This window comes from Cellulosimicrobium cellulans, assembly GCF_007679345.1.
In the GTDB taxonomy this organism is placed as follows: domain Bacteria; phylum Actinomycetota; class Actinomycetes; order Actinomycetales; family Cellulomonadaceae; genus Cellulomonas; species Cellulomonas cellulans_A.
Genome location: NZ_VEGH01000001.1, coordinates 449,914 through 469,924 on the forward strand (window position 1 = coordinate 449,914; position 20,011 = coordinate 469,924).

Below are 20,011 nucleotides of genomic sequence, written 5' to 3' on the forward strand. Positions count from 1 at the left end.
GGAGGCGCGATGCCGCGCACGACCCCTACCGGACCGGCCCCCGCGCCGCACCTGCTCGCGAGCACCCTGCTGGCGCTGCTGCCGGGCGTCGTCCTCGTCACGGCCGCCCTGCTGCTCGTGCGCGCCTGGCGGCCCGACCTCACGGACCGGGTGGCGGTCCGGTTCGACACGACCCGCCCCACCCGGTACCGCAGCCTCACCGGGTTCCTGCTCGCCCTCACCGTCACCATCGTCGTGCTCGCGCTCGGCGGCTGGCTGGTGGCGCTGCTCGGCGGTCGGACCGCGCTCGCACGCCGCTCAGCGGTCGGGTTCGCCGCGGGGATGTCCGCGTCCGGTGCCGCGCTCACGGTCGGTCCGGCGGAGGCGCACCGCGGCCTCGCCGACCCGTCGAGCGCGGCGGTCCCGACCACGGCGATCCTGGTGGCGAGCGGCCTCGGCCCGGTCGTCGCCGGGCCGGCCGTCGACGTGCAGCGGGCCGACCGCCCGCTGACGGTCGTCTCGGTGGACGACGCCGGCACCGCCGCGGCGGTGCTCGCCAGGCTCGTCGAGCGCGAACGGCAGCCGGAGCGTGGGCGGGAGGGCGGGGCGGCGTGAGCGCGGGAACGGCGACGGCCGAGGTCCTGCGGATCCGGGGGCTGCGCAAGCGGTACCGCGGGCGGGACGGGGTGCAGGCGAACGGTGGGATCGACCTCGACGTGCTCCCCGGGCAGGTGGTCGGGCTGCTGGGGCACAACGGCGCGGGCAAGACCACCCTGGTCAACCAGGTCGTCGGCCTGGTCCGGCCCGACGACGGCACCGTGCACGTCGACGGCGTGGACGCGGTGGCCCAGCCGCACCTCGCCCGCGCGCGGACCTCGGTCCAGGCCCAGGCCGCCGTCCCCATCACCGGGCTGACCCCACGCCGCGCGATCGAGCTCGTCGGCCGCATCCGCGGCGGGCCCAGGACCCGGGTGCGCACCCGCACCGGCGAGCTGCTGGACGCCCTCGACCTGACCACCTGGGCCGACACCCCCGCCGAGCGGGTCTCCGGGGGCGTCGCCCGCCTCACCGCGTTCGCCATGACCGTCGTGCACCCCGGCCCCCTGGTCGTCCTCGACGAACCCACCAACGACGTCGACCCCGTCCGCCGCCGGCTGCTCTGGCAGCAGATCCGCACCCTGGGCGACCACGGCCACGGCGTCCTGCTCGTCACCCACAACGTCCGCGAAGCCGAACGCGTCGTCGACCGGCTCGCCATCCTCGACCACGGGGTCGTCCTGGCCCAGGGCACCCCCGCCGAGCTGACCGCCGACCTCCGCGGCTCGCTGACCGTCGAGGTCGACCTGGCCGGCGACGGCACCGGGTTCGCGTGGCACCCCGCCGTCCGGCCCGGCGCGATCGCCCGCGGCCGGGCCGTCGGAACCGTCCCGGCGCAGGACGCCGCCGAGGTCGTCGCCTGGGCGCAGTCCCAGGTCGGGTCCGGAGGGCTGGAGCGGTACGCCCTCACCCCGGCCTCCCTCGAGGACGTCTACGTCGCGCTGGCGGGCCGGCCGCAGGACCGCGCCGACCCGGCGACCGGGGTGGTCGCATGACCGCCGTCCACCAGACCCTGCTGCTCACGCAGTGGCGGCTGCGCCGGCAGACCGCGATGCTCCCGATCATCGTCGTCGAGCAGACGTTCTTCGCGATCGCGGCCGTCCTCGGGTACGGCCTGCTCATCGGCGACCCGGACCCCGCCACGGCGACCTACCTCGCGACGGGCGCCCCGACGATCATGCTCGTGATCGTGGGCATGGTGACGGCCCCGCACGAGCTGGTCGTGTCGCGGGCCGAGGGCAGCATGGACTGGATCCGCACCCTTCCGGTCCCGCGACTGTCCTACCTCGTCGCGGACCTGCTCATGTGGGTCCTGATCGCCCTCCCCGGCACCGTGCTCGGCATCGTCACCGGCGTGCTGCGGTTCGACGTGGACCTGTCGATCGCGCCGTGGGTGGTCCCCGGGGCGCTGCTCGTCTCGCTCGGCGCCGCCTCGGTCGGCTACGCCATCGGAACCCTGCTCCCCCCGACCCTGGCCCAGACGACCACCCAGGTGCTGCTCTTCGTCGTCCTGCTGTTCTCCCCGGTCTCGTACCCCGCCGACCGGCTCCCCGGCTGGCTGCAGGGGCTGCACGACTGGCTCCCGATCCAGCCGATGGCCGACCTGATGCGCGCCGGGCTCGCGCAGGACACGTTCGACCTGCCCGCACGGTCCCTCGTCGTGCTGCTGTCCTGGTGCGCGGTCGGCGTCGCCGGCGCGACCTGGGCGCTGCGGCGTCGGGCGTGACCCGACCGGAGCGTGCGATGACCGGCACGACGCCGAGCGGCCGAGGAGCCCGAGGCCGACGGCCCGCTCGTGACCTGGCGGTCACGACCGCCGTCGAGCGGCACCGCGCCGCCCTGCGACTGCTGACGCCGACCGAGGTCCCCGGGTACCTGTCCGCGCACTCGGGGCTGCCCGGTCGTCGCTGCGACCTGGACGCGCTCACCGCGTTCGGCAACGTGGCTCCCCCGGCCCTGATCCGCGACCTGGCGCACCACGAGGACGAGTACCTGCGCGCGTGCGGCACCGCCGCCCTCGGCGGCCTGGTGGGCGATCTGGAGAGGTGCGTCAGCACGCGCACCGCTGCCCGGCGCGCCCTGGTGCTGGCCGTGCTGCACGCCCGCGCGAGCGACCCGCTCTGGCGCGTCCGCGAGGCCGCCGCCCTGGCGCTGCACCGGGTGGGCGACCGTCGTGCGGGCAGCCTGCGGCTGCTGGTCGCCGACTGGATCCACGACCCCGACCCGCTGGTGCGCCGTGCGGCGCTCGCCGGCATCTGCGAGCCACGCCTGCTCACCGACCCGCGCTCGGCCGCCGTCGCGCTCGAGGCGTGCCACATCGCGACCCGGTCGATCACCACGCTCCCGGGAACCGACCGCCGCGACCCGGCCGTGCGCGCCTTGCGCACCGCACTCGGCTCCTGCTGGAGCATCGCCGTCGCGGCCGGACCTGAGGCGGGCCTGCCGGCCTTCCGGGAGCTCGAGGAGTCCACCGACCCCGACGCCTGCTGGATCACCCGGATGAGCCGCACCAAGCCGCGCCTCGCCCGGCTCCTGCGGCCCCGGCCGCCGGCGCGCTGACCGGGTGCGGGCTCGCGGCACGTCGCGAGGCGCAAGGGCGGGCGGGCGCCGGAGCTGCGGAGACAGCGTCACCGCAGGTGCTCGACGGCCAGCACCACCGCGAGGAGCACGTAGCAGCCCGAGAAGCCCTTCATCACCGCGGCGAGCAGGCTCGGCCGACGGATCAGGACAGGCCGGAGTACCGAGGCGGTGATCCCGTAGACCGCGAACACGACCCACGTCATCATCATGAACAGCGCACCCAGCGCGGCCATCTGGACCGTGGCCTCCGCCGGGCGGGTGCCGCCGACGAACTGCGGCAGGAACGCGACGAAGAACACCGTCAGCTTCGGGTTGAGCACGTTGAGGACGATCCCGTCGCGGAGGACTCCACCCGGGGTGCGTGCCGCGACCCCGTCCACACCCAGCCCCTCACCCCCCGCGGAGCGCCACGTGCTCCAGGCGAGGTGCAGCAGGTAGGCGACGCCGGCCCACACGACCACCCCGTAGAGCGCGGCGCTCGCGTGCAGCACCGCCGCGAGGCCGCTGATCGCCGCGAGCAGGTGCGGCACGATGCCCAGGGTGCAGGCGAAGGCGGCCCAGACCGCCGCGCGGCGCCCGCGGACCAGCCCGGCGCCGAGGGTGTAGACCACCCCCGTCCCGGGCGTCGCGACCACCACCAGGCTCGTGATCAGGAACGACCAGGACACCGCGCCCCCGATCGACGCCGTCCCGGGATCGTCGCGTGAGCCGGGGACACCGCCCCGATGTCCCGGTCGTCCCGCTCGTCACCCACGTCGACCTCCTCCACCGCGCACCGCACGCGGTGCGCACCTGATGTCCGCGCCGAGCGTACGAACGGCGCAGGGCTGCGACGGGAGGTCCGCCGCGCCCGGGTGGTGCCGACGACCAGTGCGTAGGTGGAGCGGCGTCGATCGCGCTGCGTGCCGGCGGCCCACGGGGCAGCAGCCGCGGAGCGCTAGCGTCGGGACGACGTGACCGAGTTCGCGGAGGGGAGGACGGGTGCCGGGTTGGGAGCGCGCGCTCGAGGCCTACCTCGCGATCGCCGACGAGGACGTCCCGTGGATGCTCGTCGGCAGCGCCGCCACCCGGGTGCAGGGCGTCGCCGTCGAGCCGGGTGACGTCGACGTGCTCGTGCACCCGGGCACCACGGACGACGCCGTGCGGGCCCTCGCCGAGCGGCTGACGGCGTTCGCCGTCCCGGGCCCGGGTACGGCGGACCTCGCGACGTTCCGGAGCACACCCGATCGCCCCCTGGCCGCGACGCCCGACCGGCAGTGGCTGTTCGGCCGCTGGTGCGTCGACGGCGGGACGCTCGAGATCGCGCGGATCCGCGCCGATGTCCCCGCGCCGGCCGTCGTCGAGACGATGGGGACCGGGGTGTGGGCGACCCGACGCACGATCGGCTGGCGGGGGCAGGAGGTTCCGGTCGTCCCCCTGGAGGTCCAGCTCGCGACCGTGCTGCTGCGCGGTCAGCGGGACCGGGAGCGGGCCGTCCGCGCGCGGCTCGCCGCCGTGGGGACGGACGAGGCGCTGCTGGCGCGGGCGCTCGCCGACCGCGGGCTGCCGGCGGCCTGACCCGGCCCTTCGTCCGCGCCGGAGGACCGGCGAGGGGAGCGCGGGCCGGGAAGCGCGGGGCGGGGGCCGCGAGGCGGCAGCAGGGGTACGGCGTCCACGGCCGGCGCGGCCTGGGCCGCGCGCCCGAACGGGAGCGGCCCGCCGCGAGGTCGGGCGACATGCTGGGCCAGGTGCGCCTGACCGCGTCGAGGGAGATGCACGCCCGGAACGCTGCCGAGGCCCGGCGCGCCGTGAGCCGCCACTGGACCGCGATCGACCGCGGCCCTTGTCCGGGTACCGGCGCGCCCCCGGCGCCGAACCCCTCCCTCACTGACCTCGCGCAGACGCCGGAGGCGTTCGACCATGACCGAGACGAGCACGCGCACCCCACCGCGATCCGCCCTGCTGTGGATCCTGTTCGCAACCACCTGCTGCCTGGCCGGGTGGATCCTCAGCGACCTCACCCGGGCGGACGCCGCGCCAGGCCCGGCGGCACCGGCGACCGCAGCGAGCCTCGCGCCCGAACCGACCCCGCCCGCGGCCGCTCCCGAGTCTGCCCCCGCACCGACGGTCGTGGTGGTCACGGTGCCGGAGGCGGCTGCGCTGCCCGCCGACCGACTGACCGACGCCGTGCGGGTCATGGCCGTGGCGCCCGCGACGGCGCCCGCCCGACCCACCGCCGTCCCGGCCCCCCGCGCGCCCGGCGACCGGCCGTCCGCAGACGCGGACGCGGTTCCGCTGCGCACGCCGGGTGGCGGAGCCGCGTCCGCGCTCGCACCCTCCGCGCCCTCGACCTGGGTCTCCTGGCTGCAGGTCGTCGCGAGCGACGGCGCCGTCGTCCTGGTGGGGCCGGACGGGCAGCTCGTCGCGAACACGGGCGACGCCTCGACCGGCGGGGCGGTCGTCCTGGAGCCGCAGGGGTCGGTGGTGGCGACCACCCCGGACGGGTCGGGTGCGACGCCGGGCTCGTCGACCTCCGCGCAGCCGGGCCTCACGTCCGTCCGGACGACGACCGGACCGACGACCGGACCGACGGCCGCGACGGCGACCGGGGCGGCGACCGGGGCGGTCTCCGTCGCCCAGGGCGCGATGCCCGATCCCCGCGTGGCCGCGCAGGCCACGTTCGACCACGTCGCGTTCTCCGGCTACGAGGACCACTCCCTGCGCGTCGGCGGCGACCGCAACCTCATCGCCTACGACGACGCCAACCTGTTCGTGGACCATGTCGGGCGCATCGACGCGAACACCGGCGACACCGACTCCAGCGGGATCAACGCGGTCGACGTGACGGGGTCGGTGATCCGGTCCGGAGCCTCCGGCGGCGTCGAGGACGAGCCGGGCGAGGAGCCCGAGGAGGAGGAGTCCGTGGAGCCGGAGAGCCCCGACGACGCGGCCACGGCCCCGGCGGGGACGAGCGCACCGGCCCAGGGTGCGGGGGTCGCGACGTCGCCGACCCCGGCCACCCCCGCGCCGGCCGGCAGCACCTCGCTCTCGGTCTCCGGCGACGGCTTCGACGACCTGTCCGTGCACACCTCGGGCGACGGCAACGTCATCTCCGACGAGGACTCCAACCTCGTCGTCGGCGGGACGGGACCGGTCACGGCGCAGGTCGGCGACGCGGACACGGCGGGCGTGCTCGTCATGGGCGTGCACGACTCCACCGTGGTCAGCGGCTGCGCGGCCGAGGTGTGCCCCTGACGGACCGACCCGGCGCGTCTCCCGACCGGTTCCCGTCGTCCGTCAGCGCATCTGGAGGGCGAACACCCCCCAGCCGACGTGCTCCCGCGTGGTCGCGGCGTACCGCGCGGGCCCGGTCGCGAGCTCGTCGCGGACCTCCGCGGCGAGCTCGTCGTCCGGGTGCTCGTCGAGCCAGCGACGCATCGTGAGCCACTGCGCCGCCTGGTACCGGTCCCAGGACTGCTGGTCGGCGAGCACCATCTCGACCACGTCGTAGCCGAGCCCGCCGAGGTGCGCGAGCAGCTGCGGCAGGGGCAGGAAGTCGTCGGGTGCGGCGGCACCGCAGGCCTCGGCGGTGGCGCGGTCCGGGGGCGTGACCCGCCAGTAGGGCTCGCCGATCAGCATCGTGCCACCGGGGCGCAGGCTCTGCTGCAGCAGCGCGACGGTCCCGGCGACGCCCCCGCCGATCCACGTCGCACCCACGCAGGCCGCGAGGTCGACGGGCTCGTCGCTGCGCCACCCGGCGGCATCCCCGTGCACGAACGTGACGCGGTCCGCGACGCCGAGCTCGACGGCGCGCGCGCGGGCGCGCTCGGTGAACGTGACGCTGAGGTCAACGCCGGTGCCGGTGAGGCCGTGGTCCCGCGCCCAGGTGCACAGCATCTCGCCCGAGCCGCTGGCCAGGTCCAGCGCCGTCGACCCGGGCGCGAGCCGCAGCGCCTCGCCGAGCACGGCGTACTGCTGGGCGGTGAACGGGTTGTGGATCCGGTGCTCGCTCTCGCGCACGGTGAAGATGCGGGGGATGTCCAAGGCCGGCTCCTGGCGGGGTCGCGGGTGGGGGGTGCGCGGGACGCTACCGGCGCCGCACCGTGGCGGACCAGGGGATTCCCGGGGGCCGACGCCGGACCCCGCGCCGGATGGACCATGTCGGGCGCGTCCGCGGCTGGGCCCCCGGCCCCGTCGCGGTTGCCACACCTACAGGGCAGGACCGGGGGTCCACGCACGGGACGCTAGCGGCCGCGGTCGCAGCCGCCCGGGACCCGGACTCGCCGGTGCGGACCCCTGCCCGGGCTCCCGGGACCGTCCCCGCTGCCACCCACTCCAACGCGCCTTCGCGGCTTCTTGAGTGGCGTCTGCGCCGCCCTAGCGTTCGACGCGTCCCACCTGGTCGGCGTCGCTCGCCGCGCTCGGAGAGCGCAGGGCGTCGGAGCACCACGTGGGGCGCGCGGGGGGCCGCCGACGAGGGTGAGGATCCGTCATGTCAGCAAGGTGGAAGGGCCGGGTCACGTTCCTGGCCGTGGGGACGCTCGCCGCGGCGAGCCTGACCGGTGCCGTCGGCACCGCGGCGTTCGCCGAGGACGGCGACGCGGTGACGCCGACGTCCGGCGCGGAGTTCGACGCGACCGCGCGGGCGCTGCTCGCGCTCGACGGCGTCGAGGCGGTGACGGTGGACGCCGACGGCACCGTCGTCGTGGCGACCACGGAGGACGTCGGGGACCTGCCCGCGGAGGCGGAGCAGTTCGTCGACGAGCACCGGAACGTCGACGTGCTCGTGCTGGACGGCCCCGTGGAGGCGCTGGCCGCGACCGACGTCGTGGGCGGCGCGGGCTACGCGTCGTTCGACCCGGCGTCCCTGGACGGCGACTCCGAGGACGTCCCCGTCGGGCTGTGCTCGATCGGGTTCTCCGGGTTCACCCCCTCGGGGGCGCCCGCCGTGATCTCGGCCGGGCACTGCGCCAAGGACGGGCTGTTCTCCGAGAGCGTCCTGTCGGTCCCGGCGGGCGACCCCGCCGGTGGCGGCTCCGCGTTCGATGTGCTCGCGCCGCTCGGCACGCTCGGCTTCGCGCAGTACGGCGGGCCCGGCAACACGCACGGCAGCGACGGCGACACCGCGAGCACGGACGTCTCCGTGATCGACGTGACCAACGCCGGCCTGACGCTGCGGCCCGCCGTCACCGACTGGACCACCGTGTCCGACCTGTCGCTGTCGACCCGGCCCGTGACCGCCGTCGGCCGCGCGCAGCTGGGCCAGCCGGTGGTGAAGAGCGGCCGGACGACCGGGTTCACCTCCGGGACCGCGCTGTCCTCCGGCTGGGCCGAGGTCTCGGGCCGCTACGTGTACGGGTTCTTCAGCGCCGTCGTGTCCGACAGCGGCGACTCCGGCGGCGCCGTGCTGCAGGGCGGCACCGCGATCGGGCTGGTGTCCGGCGGCACCACGGCCGGCGGGCAGCCGGTGATGTTCGCCGCGGACCTGGAGACCGCCCTGGCCCGCACCGGCGGGTACACGGTGGCGCTCGACCTCGCCGCGCCCGTCCTCACCGGACCGGCGTCCGGCGCGACGATCGTGCCCGGGGCCATGATCAGCGGCACCGCCCCCGCGGGCACGGTGCTGTCGGTCGACAGCGACCGGGAGGCGCCGCAGACCGTGACCGTCGCCGCCGACGGCACCTGGTCGTTCGCCGCGCCCACCACCCGCGGCCCCGTCTCCTACACGCTGGTCGCCCGGAGCGGGTACTCGGCGTCCCCGGCGGTGCAGATCGCCTACGACGTCGTGCCGGCCACCGTCGTGACCCGCCCCGGTGACGGCGAGCGGGTCCTGACCGCCCTGCAGCGGATCGCCGGCGTCGGAGAGCCGGGCGAGACGGTCGAGCTGTCCGGCGCGGTCGCCGCGACGCTCGTGGTCGCCGACGACGGCACCTGGGAGCACCCCGTCGACCTGTCCTACGGCCGGTACTCGGTCACCGTGGCCCAGGTCAGCGGCGTGCCGTCGGTGCCCATGACGAACGCCTTCGAGGTCGTCCCGGTCGCGCCCGCGATCACCGGCCTCGACGACGGCGCGACCTTCCCCGAGGGCGCCGCCCCGACCACCGTCTCCGGGACCGGCCTGGACGGCGCCACCGTCGAGGTCACCGTCGGCGACCGCGCGGCGGTGCCGGCGGACGTCACGGCGGGCGGCTGGGCCCTGGCGCTCGGCGACGCGCTCGGCGCGGGTCACCACGTCATCGCCGCGACCCAGACCATCAACGGCGCGGTCAGCGACGCGACCGCGGTCGGGATCACCGTCACCGCGACCGCCGCGCCCGCGGTGACGGCGACCGACGACCCGCTCGCCCGGACGGGTGCCGGGACGGCCGGCCTGATCGCCGCGATCGCGGCGGTCCTGCTGCTGGGCGGCGCCGCCGCGACCTACGCCGCGCGCCGTTCCGCGGCGTAGCCGGTGCGCTGAGAGGGCAGGAGGTGCGCGCTTCCCGGCCGGGAGGCCCGCACCTCCTGCCCTCTCGGCGTCGCGCGTGCGGCCGCGGGGGCGTGTCGGGTCGGGCAGGTCCTCGCCCGGCCGACCGGCCGCTTCGTGCGGTTCGCGGCCGTCGCCGACCAGGACGCGACCCCCGCGGAGGTCGTCGAGATGGCGGTCACCGGGGCCGGCGTGCTCGCCGCCGTCGTCCGCACCGCGGCACCGGGCGTGCGGGCGTTCCACCCCGCGGGAGCCGCGGACGCCGAGGGTTTCGCCGACCTCACGGTCCCCGGCGACGCCGTCACCGGACTCTGGGAGGTGCAGGGGACCTCGGTGGCCCCGGTGCCGTACGACGGCGTCCTCGCCGTCGACCACGCCACCTCCGCGTCCCTGGCGGGCGCGCTGGCGGTGCACTACGGCGAGGTCGGCGCCGACGGGCAGGTGGCGCGGTGGCACTCCGCCGGGACGCTCGCCGAGCCGGTCCCCTACGGCGACGCCCTCACCCGCGTGCCCGCCGTCAGCGCGGAGCGGCCCGCCGTCATCCCGGTGCGCGTCTCGCTGCCCGACCCGAGCCTCGTCACGGGCGACCCCGGCCAGACGCTCGCCGTGACGGCGACCTTCACGGTGAGCTACCTCGACGGCGGTGGGGGTGGCGGAGAGGCCGTGCCCCCGCCGGTCGGGCCGCCCGGCGGCGGCGACCTCGCGGTCACCGGCGCCGGGCCGTGGGCCGGGCTGCTCGCCGCCCTGCTGCTCGCGGCGGGCGCGTACCTGCGCAGCCGGCGCCGACGGGCCACCGGCTGACGCCGCACGTCGTCATGGTTCGGCCGGGCTTTCGGCAGCCGGGCCCGCGGACTCGCCTCCACGGGCCCGGCCGTTCTGCTTCCCCGCCCGGACGGGGTACGTCGCCAGCGCCGTGATCCCGACGAGCACCGCGACAGCCAGCACGACGTGCTGCTGCAGCGCCGCGACCGCCCGGCCCAGGCCCGGCACCGTCCACAGCACCCGCCCCACCTCGGTCACGGTGTACGGCCGGGCGTCTCGCTCGTCGTTCGCGTCGCCCTGCAGCACCAGCTCGACCGCGGTCCCGCCCGAGGTGCCGGCGACCGTGCCGGCAGGCGTGACCTGCACGACCCGGTGGGTGACCAGGCCGTCGCGCTCGTGGCGCGGGACGGTCACGACGTCGCCGACCGCGACGGTGTCCGCCGGCACGGTGCGGGCCAGGGTGAGCGCCCCCACCGGGATGGTGGGCTCCATCGAGCCGGACACGACGATCGCCGGCCGGACGGAGAGCAGCAGGCACAGCACGACCGCCAGGAGGCTGAGGACGCCGACGACGGCGGCCACGTCGAGCAGCACCCGCTGCGCGCCGAGCAGGACGCGCGTCGGCCGGTCGGTCGCCGTCACGCGGCAGCCACGGACGTCGCGTCGAACCGCACCGTCAGGTGCGCCTGGCCCCCGTTGAGGGCGGTCGTGGCCGGGTCCTCGAGGTAGTGCACCAGCAGGGTGAGCGTGGTGTCGGACCCCGCGGCCCCCGCCGTCCACGGCTCCCCGTCCTCGACGGGGTCGGCGGCCCGCGCGGCCAGCACGCCGAGGTCGGCGGTCGCGCCGAGCGGCACGCCGCCCTGCGGGTCGTCCGGGCCGGTACCGAGCAGCACCTCGCCGCCCGGGCCGAGGACGGTGACGCGGAGGTACGGGGTGATGTCGGGGGTGCCGGCCACCGCCTCCCCCGCCACCGTCGCCAGCACGTCGGCGGCGAGCTCCGGGTGGTTCGCCGCCACCCGGACCTGGGACTGCACCGTCCGGCCCGGGACCAGCGCGTCGCGGTCCGGGACGTCGACCGGCATCGGCGCGCCGGGCTCGGCGTCGTGCGCGACGCCGCCGGCGTCCACCAGCACGATCTCGAACGGGTCGGCCGAGCCGACGCCCTCCGTGCCGAGGTTCAGGTGGGCGGCGTCGGTGAACGCCGCCGCGGTGGCGACGGTGCCGGCGACCAGCACGAGCGCGAACGCCGCGAGCGGCGCCAGCCGGCGCCGTGCCGGCCACCGGGGGGGCCGGGGTCCGCGTGCGCTCCCCCGGGGCGCGCGGCTCATGACGTCGCCGCCACGGTGCCCGGCATGATCAGGTTCGTCAGGCCCTGGTTCGACCCGGTGGGCGTGCTCGTGGTCGCGAACCCGTCCCGCACCAGGGAGTTGGTGTTGTTGCGCGCTCCCTGCTGCCCGCCGCCCCAGAGCCCGATCGACCCGTCCGCGCGCAGGGCCGCGCCCGTGTACCCGGTGCCGGCGACGGACTCGACCACGCCGAGCGAGTCGAGCCGGGTCGGCAGGGTGGGGTTGGTGGTCGACGCGCCGCCGGTGGCCGGGTCCAGGCCGCCCGCCAGGGTGTACCGACCCCAGACCCAGGCGTAGCCCTGCGTGTCGAGCGCGATCACGTAGTCCACGGTGGGGGCGATCATCTGCGCTCCGATCGGCATCTCGACCGGGGTCGGGGTGTTGTTCACCGCGGCCGTGCCGCTGGGCCGCCCGGTGCCCCAGAAGCTCGCGTTGCCCCAGCCGAGCACGGTCCCGTCGGCGAGGATGGCCTGATTGCCGTAGTAGTGCCCGGTCAGCGACCGGATGCCGCAGGTGTCCTCGGGCGAGTTCGCCACGACGCCGACGGCCTCGCAGCCCGAGGTGGTGTAGGTGGACAGGGAGGCCGACTGGATCGGGCTGTTCGCGTTGGCGGTGGTGTTGTCGCCGCCAGGGGCGCCGGCCAGCGTGCCGGCGGCGTTCGAGAACCCCCACCAGAGCACGCCGCTGAGCGGGTCGGCGGGGTCGGTGTTCCCGCGGATCGCCCAGCCGTTCCACATGCCGGCGCCGATGGAGTGCACCCCGGTGAGGATGCGGGTCGGGGTGGCGCTGGAGGTCGAGGAACCGCCTTGGCCCGTGATGCCGCGGGCCTGGGCGTAGCCCCAGGTGTAGACGTCGCCGGTGTCCGTGAGTGCCATGAACACGCCGGACGAGGACGTGAGGTCGACGACCGTGCCCGGGATGTCGACCTGGCCCGGCTGGGTGAACGGGACGGTGGTGCTCGGCCGGCCCATCACGTTGTTGGACTGGTTGCCGCCCCAGGTGTAGACCCGACCGTCGTCGGACAGGGCCGCGATCCCCGTGTACGCCACGTTCGTGGGGTAGAAGTTGTCGAGGCTGGTGCCGGCGGTCTCGACCACCCGCCGCGCGCCGTCGGGGTGGTCGTCGGACGGCAGGGTCAGCAGGGTGACCGCCGCGTTCGACGCGACGGTGGCGGCCCCGGTCCCGGACAGCCCGTTGCCCCGGAAGCCCCAGATCGCCAGCGTGCCGTCGTCCTGCACGGCGGTGAAGGTGCCGTTGAGGTAGGTCACCTGGGGGACGAACGTGGTGGTGGGGGTGCGGAACACGTCGGTCGTGGCGGTGGCGCGGTCGGTGTACGCCGCGGTGGTCGCCGGCACCGCCGTGGCGGCCAGCCCGAGGAGGACCAGTCCGGCGGTGCCGGCCAGGACGCGGCGAGCGCCGCGGCGGCGGCTACGGACGCGGGCGGGCCTCACGATCCCGCCCCCCTGGTCGCAGCGGCGCGGCGCCGGTGCACGACGCGCAGCAGCAGGCCCGTCGCGGTGAGCGCGGCGGCCAGCAGCACCAGCGCGAGCACCTGCCCGCCGGTGGTGGCGAGGACCTCGGACTGGAACGGCGGTGCGGGCGGCGCGCCGGGCGGCGACTCCTGCGTGGCCACCAGCCCGAAGGTGAGCGTCAGCCCCACCCCCTGCACCGCGTCGGTCGCCGTCGCCGGCAGCGTCGCGGTGCCGCGCACGGTGATCCCCTCGGCGGGCAGGACACCGAGGTCGACGGGCGTCGCCCCCAGCTCCGCGGCGGTGCCCTCCGCCAGCACGTCGCCCGCCGGGTCGCTGAGGGTGAGCTGCAGCGCGTCCGGCCCGTCGGCGAGCGGCCCGGTCCCGCCCTCGACGACGAGGACCAGGTCGGTCGGGGCGGTGGCGTCGGCGGGCCGGGCGGTGACGTCGAAGCCGGTGCTGTGGCCCGGGTAGGGCACGGCGACCTGCACGGTGGTCGTCGACCCGGACACCAGGTCCGGGCCGGCCGCGCCGGGCAGGGCGATCCCGCCGGCGGTCAGCGCGGCGGCGAGCAGCACCGCGCCCACGGCGATCATGAGGTGCTCCCGTCGAACTGCAGGCCGAGGACCATCGCCCGGCCGTAGTAGTAGGGGTTGCCGAGCGCCGTCTCGAGCGTCACCGACACCTGGACGCGCCGGGCCACGCCCTGGGTCCACTCGCCGGGCAGCGCGACCGGTCCGTCATCGGGGTCGTGGTCGGTGACGACCGGCTCGCCGTCGACGGCGACGGTGAACAGCGCGACGTCGTACGGTTCGGCGCCCGGCCCGTCGACGCCGGGGTCGGGCGGCAGCGGCTCGGGCCTCAGGTTCAGCAGCGTGAGCACGACCGGGCCGGTGGCGGGCGTCGTCGTCACGACGTCGGCCTCGACCGCCGGCGCCCCGCCCGGACCCGGGACCACGGTGTCGATCACGTACGGGTCCGGGTTGCCCTGCACGACGGTCCCGGTGGTGTCGAGGAAGGCGATGTCGTACGCCCCGCCGAGGTTCCCGAGGTCGGCCTCGGCGGCGTCGGTGAACGCCGCGTCCGTGATCGCGGTGCCGCCGACCAGCAGGACGACCCCGGCGGCGGCCGCGAGGGCCAGCGCCCGCCGGTCGAATCCCGTCCGCGTGGCCGGTCGCCACCTCCGCGCGGTCACCGGCTCGTCCCCTCGAACGCGACCTGCACCCCGGTGCGCCAGTCGGGCAAGGTGTTCAGCGGCAGGGTGATGCTCAGGTCGAGCACCCGCTCGTCGGCGCGGTCGGCCCCCACCTCGCCCGCCAGGGGCACCCGGATGGTGTCCGCGGGACCGGCCGCCAGGACGGCGCCGTCCTCGGCGACGGTCACCTGCAGCGCGGCGAACAGGTCGCCGGTCTCCGGGTCCGGGTCCACGAGGTCGAGCACCACGTCGGCGGGCGTGCCCGAGGCGTTGCGCACCGCGACCCGCACGTCGAGCGTGCCGCCCGGGGGCAGCGTGTCCTCGGCGAGCACGAGGTCCCACGGCGCGGTGCTCGGGTGCCAGTCCGCTGCGGCGGGCTGCCAGTCCGGGGCGGTGCCGGCCGCGGACTCCAGGGCGAACGTCACCCCGGTGAACTCCACGCGGACGTCCTCGCGCTCGACGACCTGGGCCGCCGTGACCGCGACGAGCAGGCACACCGGGACCACGAGCACCGCAGCACGGCGCAGCGACGCGCGCATCCGACCTCCTCCGGGTCCGGGGCCCGGCCGGGCCGCCGACGGGCCGCCCGACCGGGTGACGACGATCCGGGTCAGACGGACTCGCCGTCGAAGGTCGCCTGCAGGAAGGCGCCCTTGCCGGACAGGTCGTTGTCGGGGAAGGTCGCGCCGGACTCGGTCTGCGACAGCAGCCGGATCGCGATGGTGACCGTGCTCTCCTCGTCGGCCGCCAGGTCGTTCAGCGCCAGCGCCGACACCTCGGCGAACGTCAGGTCCGTCTCGGCGATCGCGGTGGCGCCCAGCGAGGTGGCGGGCATGCTGATGCTGAACCGGAGGCTCGACAGGTAGTTCGCGTCGGTGACCACGCCGTTCGCCGCGTCGTCGGGCAGCTGGCTCAGCGTCAGCGTGAGCGACGAGTTGAACACCGGCGAGTCGTTGCGCACCGGGATGACGACGCTGATCGGGTCGGACCCCGGGAACACGGCCTGGGCGCCGTCGATGGCGATCGGCACGCCCGCGGGGTCGTCGGCCTCCTGCCACTGGCCGGCGATGAACGCGCCCTCCGCGTCCGTGGCGCCCACCTGGATGTTGTAGGTGCTGTCCGCGCCGCCGATGCCGTTGGTGCCCAGGTTCAGGTGGGCGGCGTCGGTGAACGCTGCGGTGGTGATCAGGGCGGCAGCCGCGGCGAGCGACCCCCAGGCCAGCAGCGCCTTGCGCTGCCGTGCCTTGTCCACGACGGTCTCGGTGCTCATCTCGTCCCCCAACGCGGCTGCAGGAGTCAGTGTGGCGCAGATCACACTACGCGCGGGAATGGGTGACGACTACCCCTTTCGGGTGACTGCCGGGTCGGGCCGGCGCTGCGTAGGTGCTCCCGGCCGCGGCGCTGGACCACTCACCACCCGTAGCGTCGACGGGTGCCCGACGACGCCCCCGCCGCCACCACGTCCCGCTCCGCCACCCTCTGGTCGCTCGCCCGCGGCGTCCTCGTCGGCGGCGCCGAGGCCCTCCCCGGCATCAGCGGCGGCACCGTCGCCCTGGTGACCGGCGTCTACGAGACCGCGGTGACCGGAGCGGGCCACGCGGTGACCGCTGCGCGGCTCGCGCTCACGGACCGCGCCCGCGCCCGCACCGAGCTGGCACGGGTGCGCTGGTCGGTGATCGTGCCGCTGCTGATCGGCATCGTGCCCGGGCTGCTGGTCACGGTGCGGTTCCTCGCCCCGATGCTGGAGGAGCACCCGGTCCCGCTGTACGGGCTGTTCCTCGGCATGACCGCGGCGGCACTGGTGGTGCCGGTGCGGATGGCGGGCGCTGGGTGGTCGGCCGGCGAGGTCGCCCGGGCGCTCGTCGTGGCGGCGGTCGTGTTCGTGCTCGTCGGCCTGCCGCCGCAGCACCTGACCCCGACCTACCCGGTGGTGCTGGTCGCGGCGGCCGTCGCCGCGTGCGCCCTGGCGCTGCCCGGGACGTCCGGCTCGTTCCTGCTGCTGACGTTCGGGCTGTACCAGCCGACGCTCGCCGCGGTGAACGACCGGGACTGGGGCTACGTCGCGGTGTTCCTCGCCGGGATGGTGCTCGGGCTGGCGTGCTTCGTGAAGGCCCTGCAGTGGCTGCTCGAGCACCGGCGCCGCCCGGCCCTCGTGCTGCTGTCGGGCGTGATGGCCGGGGCCCTTCGGGCGCTCTGGCCGTGGCAGGAGGACGACCGGACGCTGCTCGCACCCGGTGACCAGGCGGGGCTCGCGGCGGCGATGTTCGTCCTCGGCGCGGCCGCGGTGCTGGGGCTGATCGCCGCGGAACGGCGATCGCGGGCGCTGCCCGCCGCCGTCTGACCACCCGGTCCCCGGCGGGCGTCGCCCCAGGCCACGGCGTTCCGTCCCACGATGAGGACGACCCGGCCCGCTCCGCGCGCCCGGCTTATTCTGGAGTCATTCCAGTAACGAGCACGAGGAGAACCCATGCACTGCTTCGAGGACGCGCGGACCGGCCAGGAGGTGCCCGCCGTGGCGATGTGCCAGGCCTGCGGGGCCGGCGTGTGCGCCGCGCACGTCGCGCAGCGCACCGTGTCCGGGGTGCGCACGAACGCCGTGGGCGCGCCCAGCGCGGGCCCCGACCGCCGGGTGCTGCACTGCCTGGCGTGCGCCCGGCCCTGACCACCGGCCCCCGGTCGCGACCACCCGCCCGGGGGCGACCACCGGCCGCCGGATCGCGACTGCAGGCCGCCGGGCCCGGCTCGGCGCTCCGAGGTAGCCGGGCCGTCGGGGGGTGCGGCGGAGCCCGGCGCCACGCTCAGCCGCAGGCCACCAGGACCGCGTCCGGCTCCACCTCGACCGGGTGGAGCTCGGGCCGCGCGCGCAGGAACTGCGCCGGCCGCGCCAGCGCCCCGTCGGCCCACGGCACGTCCGCGGACACCTCGACGACCAGCGGCGCGATCCGGGTCGCGATCGCGGACGGCGCGCCTCCCGGCGGCGCGAGGGGCGTGATCTGCCGCCCGAGCGCGAGCCCCGCCGCCAGGCCGAGCGACCCGGACCTCCCGACCAGGACCAGCTCGCCGTCGAGGGGCAGCGCCAGCAGCAGCGCACCCGGCTGGACGGCGGAACCGGTGACCGCGGTGGCCACCAGGTCGACCACCGACCGGTGCTTGACCTTGCGCCAGTCCCGCGTCCCGGGCCGGTAGGGCTGGTCGAGGCCCTTGGCCACCAGGCCGTCGACCCCCAGCCCGGCGAGGTCCCGGAACCAGCGCGCCGCCAGGTCGACGTCGCCGGTCAGCGGGGACGTCGACAGGGCACCGGACCACCCGGCGGCGAGCTCCTCCAACGCGATCCGCCGCTCGATGAACGGCTGGGGCCGCAGGTCGACGTGCTCGCGCTGGATGACGTCGAACACGACGAACTCGGCCGGCAGCTGCGCGGCGAAGGCGTCGGGCCGGGCGGCCGCGGCCCGGCGCTGGAGGGCGCCGAAGTCGACGCGCCCGGAGCGCCGGACCACGAGCTCTCCGTCGAGCACGGTCCCCGGCGGCACCTGGGCCGCGACGGCCCCCGCCACCTCGGGGAAGTCGGGGGTCAGGTCCGCGCCGTGCCGGGAGCGCAGCAGCGTGCGCGGGCCGTCGGCGAGCGCGAGCAGCCGCATGCCGTCCCACTTGGGCTCCCAGGCCGTGCCGCCGGGCAGCCCCACGGTCTCGTGCAGGCCGGGCACCGGGCGCGCCAGGGCCAGGCCGCTGGAGTCCTCCGGGGTGCGGGGCACGCGCGAACTGTACGCCCGCTTTCCTCCGGATATGTGGCGTTTCGTCCGATTTCGTTCGGACGGGTGAGCGGACCGCCGCCCGTCAGGCGTCGGGCCGGCCGGCGGGGTCCGGGTCCACCTCGTCCGGGTGCAGCTCGGGTCGCGCGCGCAGGAACTGCGCGGGACCGGCCAGAGCGCCCCGGGACCAGCGCACGTCCGCGGAGACCTCGACGACGAGCGGCGCGATCGCCGTGGCCACGGTGGACCCCGGGTCGGCGGTCGCACCGCGGCCCGCCACCGGCGTCAGCACCCGCGCGAGAGCCAGGGCGGCGACGGCACCCACGGCCCGGGACCGGCCGACGGGCACCAGCTCCCCGCCGACGGGCAGCGCGAGGAGCAGGGCGTCCGGCTGGTCGACCGGTCCGGTCACCGCCGTGGCCACGAGGTCGACGGCCGAGCGGTGCTTGACCTTGAGCCAGTCGCGCGCGCCGCCGCGGTACGGCTGGTCGAGGCCCTTGGCGACGAGCCCGTCGGCGCCGGTGCCGGCGAGGTCGCGGAACCAGCCGGCCGCGACGTCGACGTCCGCCGTCAGCGGCGACAGCGAGAGCGCGGCCGGCCAGCGCTCCGCCAGCTCGGCGAGCGCCCGCCGCCGCTCGAGCAGCGGCTGGTCGCGCCGGTCGACGTGCTCGCGCAGCAGCAGGTCGAACGCCAGGTACTCCGCCGGGGCGTGCCGTGCGGCGTACCCCGCCGTCCGGCTGGTCGCGAGCCGGTGCTGCAGCGCGCCGAAGTCGAGCCGCCCGTCCCGCCGCACCACGAGCTCGCCGTCCAGCACGGTGCCCGCGGGGACGTGGGCCGCGACCGCGGCGACCACCTCGGGGAACGCCAGGGTCAGGTCCTCGCCGTGCCGGGAGCGCAGCGCCGTGGCGGCCCCGTCCGCGAGCGCCAGCACCCGCATCCCGTCCCACTTCGGCTCCCAGGCGGTGCCGCCGGGCAGGCCCTGGGTGTCGGCGATGCTCCGGACCGGGCGGGCCAGGGCCGGCTCGACGGGCTCCTCGCGGGCGTGGCGCACGGGCGTCTCCTCGGGTCGGGTCGGGTCGGGTCAGGCGCTCGTGGCCGGGCGCGGCGTCGGCACCGCCGGCCCGGTGCGGACCACGCGCACCGCGGCGCCCGTCCCGCGGCCGCCGGGGGCGTGGTCGCCGGTGCCGGGCGACCAGCGGTGGCCGCCGGGGGTGGCGGCGACCCGCACCCCGAGCACCACCGTGCCGCCCGCCGCGGCCGCCGGGGCCGACTCCGGCAGGGTCGCGGTGCCGTGCACGGTCACCGGCTCGTCACCCGCGGGCCCCAGCGCCACCTCGGCACCGCGCAGCCCGCGCGTGCTCCCGGTGGCCAGCACCGCGCCCGTGTCGTCGCTCAGGGTGAGCTCGAGGTGGGCGTCGGCGGGACCGGTGGCGTCGCCCAGCACGAGCGTGAGGGCCTCGGGGCCGCCGTCCGCGGGGCGCGCCGTGATGTGGAAGCTCGACGAGCCGCCGGGGGCCGGGACGGGCACGGGCACCTGGCCGCCCGCGCCGGCGCGCAGGTCGACGCCCGCGGTCGGCAGGGCGATCGACGCGCCGAGGGCGCCGGCGCCGAGCACGCCGCCGACGGTCAGGGCGATCGCCGCCGCGACCACCCGCGACACGAGCATCCGCATCTCCGTCCCCTCCCGTCGTCGTCGTGCGGCGCCAGGGCGCCGTCGTTGCGCGGGACGCGTGACCCGCCGGCCGGGGCGCAGCGTGCCGGTGGGCTCGGCGGCGGTCGGCCCTGGCCGGCCGTGCGCGGCGGCCGGGGTCCCTGGAGAAGATGTCCCGTCCCGCCGCGCGCACCGCACGCCGGTCGCGGCGCGGGATCGCGTCCCTGGCGCGCCTCGA

22 protein-coding genes are annotated in these 20,011 nt (G+C 76.8%); 10 read left to right on the plus strand and 12 right to left on the minus strand.

The genetic code is table 11. The annotated features are described in order from the left end of the window. Nucleotides 1-9: 9 nt before the first annotated feature. The 4 genes from FS882_RS02110 to FS882_RS02125 are packed head-to-tail and all read left to right on the plus strand — an operon-like array spanning nt 10 to nt 3,135. Nucleotides 10-594, plus strand: coding sequence for a hypothetical protein (locus FS882_RS02110; protein ID WP_158370266.1), 585 nt, complete (start codon nt 10-12; stop codon nt 592-594). Then, a complete protein-coding gene (locus FS882_RS02115; protein ID WP_262348005.1) occupies nt 591-1,571 on the plus strand; it encodes an ABC transporter ATP-binding protein in 981 nt (326 codons plus the stop codon). Before FS882_RS02110 ends, FS882_RS02115 begins: the two co-directional genes overlap by 4 nt. After that, the gene (locus tag FS882_RS02120; RefSeq protein ID WP_158370268.1) at nt 1,568-2,302 is read left to right on the plus strand and encodes an ABC transporter permease; all 735 of its coding nucleotides are present in this window, start codon (nt 1,568-1,570) and stop codon (nt 2,300-2,302) included. The genes FS882_RS02115 and FS882_RS02120 overlap by 4 nt, the downstream gene beginning before the upstream one ends. 17 nt (nt 2,303-2,319) lie before the next feature. After that, on the plus strand, nt 2,320-3,135 hold the full coding sequence (locus FS882_RS02125) for a HEAT repeat domain-containing protein (RefSeq protein WP_222848094.1): 816 nt from the start codon (nt 2,320-2,322) through the stop codon (nt 3,133-3,135). Between the two features lie 68 nt (nt 3,136-3,203). On the opposite strand, the gene FS882_RS02130 is transcribed toward FS882_RS02125, so the two are convergent. Then, nucleotides 3,204-3,824: a LysE family translocator gene (locus tag FS882_RS02130; RefSeq protein WP_158370270.1), complete on the minus strand. Its 621-nt coding sequence runs from the start codon at nt 3,822-3,824 to the stop codon at nt 3,204-3,206. A 313-nt stretch (nt 3,825-4,137) separates the two neighbouring features. Between FS882_RS02130 and FS882_RS02135 the strand changes: the two genes are divergently transcribed. Continuing rightward, a complete protein-coding gene (locus FS882_RS02135) occupies nt 4,138-4,713 on the plus strand; it encodes a hypothetical protein (protein WP_158370272.1) in 576 nt (191 codons plus the stop codon). A 342-nt stretch (nt 4,714-5,055) separates the two neighbouring features. Continuing rightward, entirely contained in the window at nt 5,056-6,390 is a 1,335-nt protein-coding gene (locus FS882_RS02140; protein ID WP_158370274.1) for a hypothetical protein, read from the plus strand. A gap of 42 nt (nt 6,391-6,432) precedes the next feature. Here FS882_RS02140 and FS882_RS02145 read toward each other — a convergent pair whose 3' ends face one another. Next, the gene (locus FS882_RS02145; RefSeq protein WP_158370276.1) at nt 6,433-7,179 is read right to left on the minus strand and encodes an SAM-dependent methyltransferase; all 747 of its coding nucleotides are present in this window, start codon (nt 7,177-7,179) and stop codon (nt 6,433-6,435) included. A gap of 448 nt (nt 7,180-7,627) precedes the next feature. Here FS882_RS02145 and FS882_RS02150 point away from each other — a divergent pair, with 448 nt between their 5' ends. Next, nucleotides 7,628-9,583, plus strand: coding sequence for a S1 family peptidase (locus FS882_RS02150; RefSeq protein WP_158370278.1), 1,956 nt, complete (start codon nt 7,628-7,630; stop codon nt 9,581-9,583). A gap of 135 nt (nt 9,584-9,718) precedes the next feature. After that, nucleotides 9,719-10,402: a hypothetical protein gene (locus FS882_RS02155; RefSeq protein WP_158370280.1), complete on the plus strand. Its 684-nt coding sequence runs from the start codon at nt 9,719-9,721 to the stop codon at nt 10,400-10,402. A gap of 12 nt (nt 10,403-10,414) precedes the next feature. Here the strand turns inward: FS882_RS02155 and FS882_RS02160 are convergent, their stop codons facing one another. The 7 genes from FS882_RS02160 to FS882_RS02185 all read right to left on the minus strand — a co-directional run bounded on the left by FS882_RS02160 (nt 10,415) and on the right by FS882_RS02185 (nt 15,643). Then, entirely contained in the window at nt 10,415-11,005 is a 591-nt protein-coding gene (locus FS882_RS02160; RefSeq protein WP_187365084.1) for a signal peptidase I, read from the minus strand. After that, nucleotides 11,002-11,691: a hypothetical protein gene (locus tag FS882_RS20810; protein ID WP_187365085.1), complete on the minus strand. Its 690-nt coding sequence runs from the start codon at nt 11,689-11,691 to the stop codon at nt 11,002-11,004. Before FS882_RS20810 ends, FS882_RS02160 begins: the two co-directional genes overlap by 4 nt. After that, on the minus strand, nt 11,688-13,160 hold the full coding sequence (locus FS882_RS02165; RefSeq protein ID WP_158370284.1) for an RCC1 domain-containing protein: 1,473 nt from the start codon (nt 13,158-13,160) through the stop codon (nt 11,688-11,690). The genes FS882_RS20810 and FS882_RS02165 overlap by 4 nt, the downstream gene beginning before the upstream one ends. Continuing rightward, nucleotides 13,157-13,774, minus strand: coding sequence for a hypothetical protein (locus FS882_RS02170; RefSeq protein WP_158370286.1), 618 nt, complete (start codon nt 13,772-13,774; stop codon nt 13,157-13,159). The genes FS882_RS02165 and FS882_RS02170 overlap by 4 nt, the downstream gene beginning before the upstream one ends. After that, entirely contained in the window at nt 13,771-14,373 is a 603-nt protein-coding gene (locus FS882_RS02175) for a hypothetical protein (RefSeq protein WP_158370287.1), read from the minus strand. The genes FS882_RS02170 and FS882_RS02175 overlap by 4 nt, the downstream gene beginning before the upstream one ends. Further along, on the minus strand, nt 14,370-14,912 hold the full coding sequence (locus FS882_RS02180) for a hypothetical protein (RefSeq protein ID WP_158370289.1): 543 nt from the start codon (nt 14,910-14,912) through the stop codon (nt 14,370-14,372). Before FS882_RS02180 ends, FS882_RS02175 begins: the two co-directional genes overlap by 4 nt. Nucleotides 14,913-14,983: 71 nt before the next feature. Next, on the minus strand, nt 14,984-15,643 hold the full coding sequence (locus FS882_RS02185; protein ID WP_158370291.1) for a hypothetical protein: 660 nt from the start codon (nt 15,641-15,643) through the stop codon (nt 14,984-14,986). A 162-nt stretch (nt 15,644-15,805) separates the two neighbouring features. Here FS882_RS02185 and FS882_RS02190 point away from each other — a divergent pair, with 162 nt between their 5' ends. After that, complete coding sequence (locus FS882_RS02190) at nt 15,806-16,714, plus strand: DUF368 domain-containing protein (protein ID WP_158370293.1); 909 nt, start codon at nt 15,806-15,808, stop codon at nt 16,712-16,714. Nucleotides 16,715-16,840: 126 nt separating this feature from the next. Then, the gene (locus FS882_RS02195) at nt 16,841-17,035 is read left to right on the plus strand and encodes a DUF2180 family protein (RefSeq protein ID WP_158370295.1); all 195 of its coding nucleotides are present in this window, start codon (nt 16,841-16,843) and stop codon (nt 17,033-17,035) included. Between the two features lie 136 nt (nt 17,036-17,171). Here the strand turns inward: FS882_RS02195 and FS882_RS02200 are convergent, their stop codons facing one another. From FS882_RS02200 to FS882_RS02210, 3 genes are all read right to left on the minus strand, one after another. Beyond that, the gene (locus FS882_RS02200) at nt 17,172-18,125 is read right to left on the minus strand and encodes an ATP-dependent DNA ligase (RefSeq protein WP_187365086.1); all 954 of its coding nucleotides are present in this window, start codon (nt 18,123-18,125) and stop codon (nt 17,172-17,174) included. A gap of 82 nt (nt 18,126-18,207) precedes the next feature. After that, nucleotides 18,208-19,173, minus strand: a complete 966-nt coding sequence (locus FS882_RS02205) for an ATP-dependent DNA ligase (RefSeq protein ID WP_158370299.1) — start codon at nt 19,171-19,173, stop codon at nt 18,208-18,210. A gap of 30 nt (nt 19,174-19,203) precedes the next feature. Then, entirely contained in the window at nt 19,204-19,788 is a 585-nt protein-coding gene (locus tag FS882_RS02210) for a hypothetical protein (protein WP_187365087.1), read from the minus strand. Between the last annotated feature and the right edge of the window lie 223 nt (nt 19,789-20,011).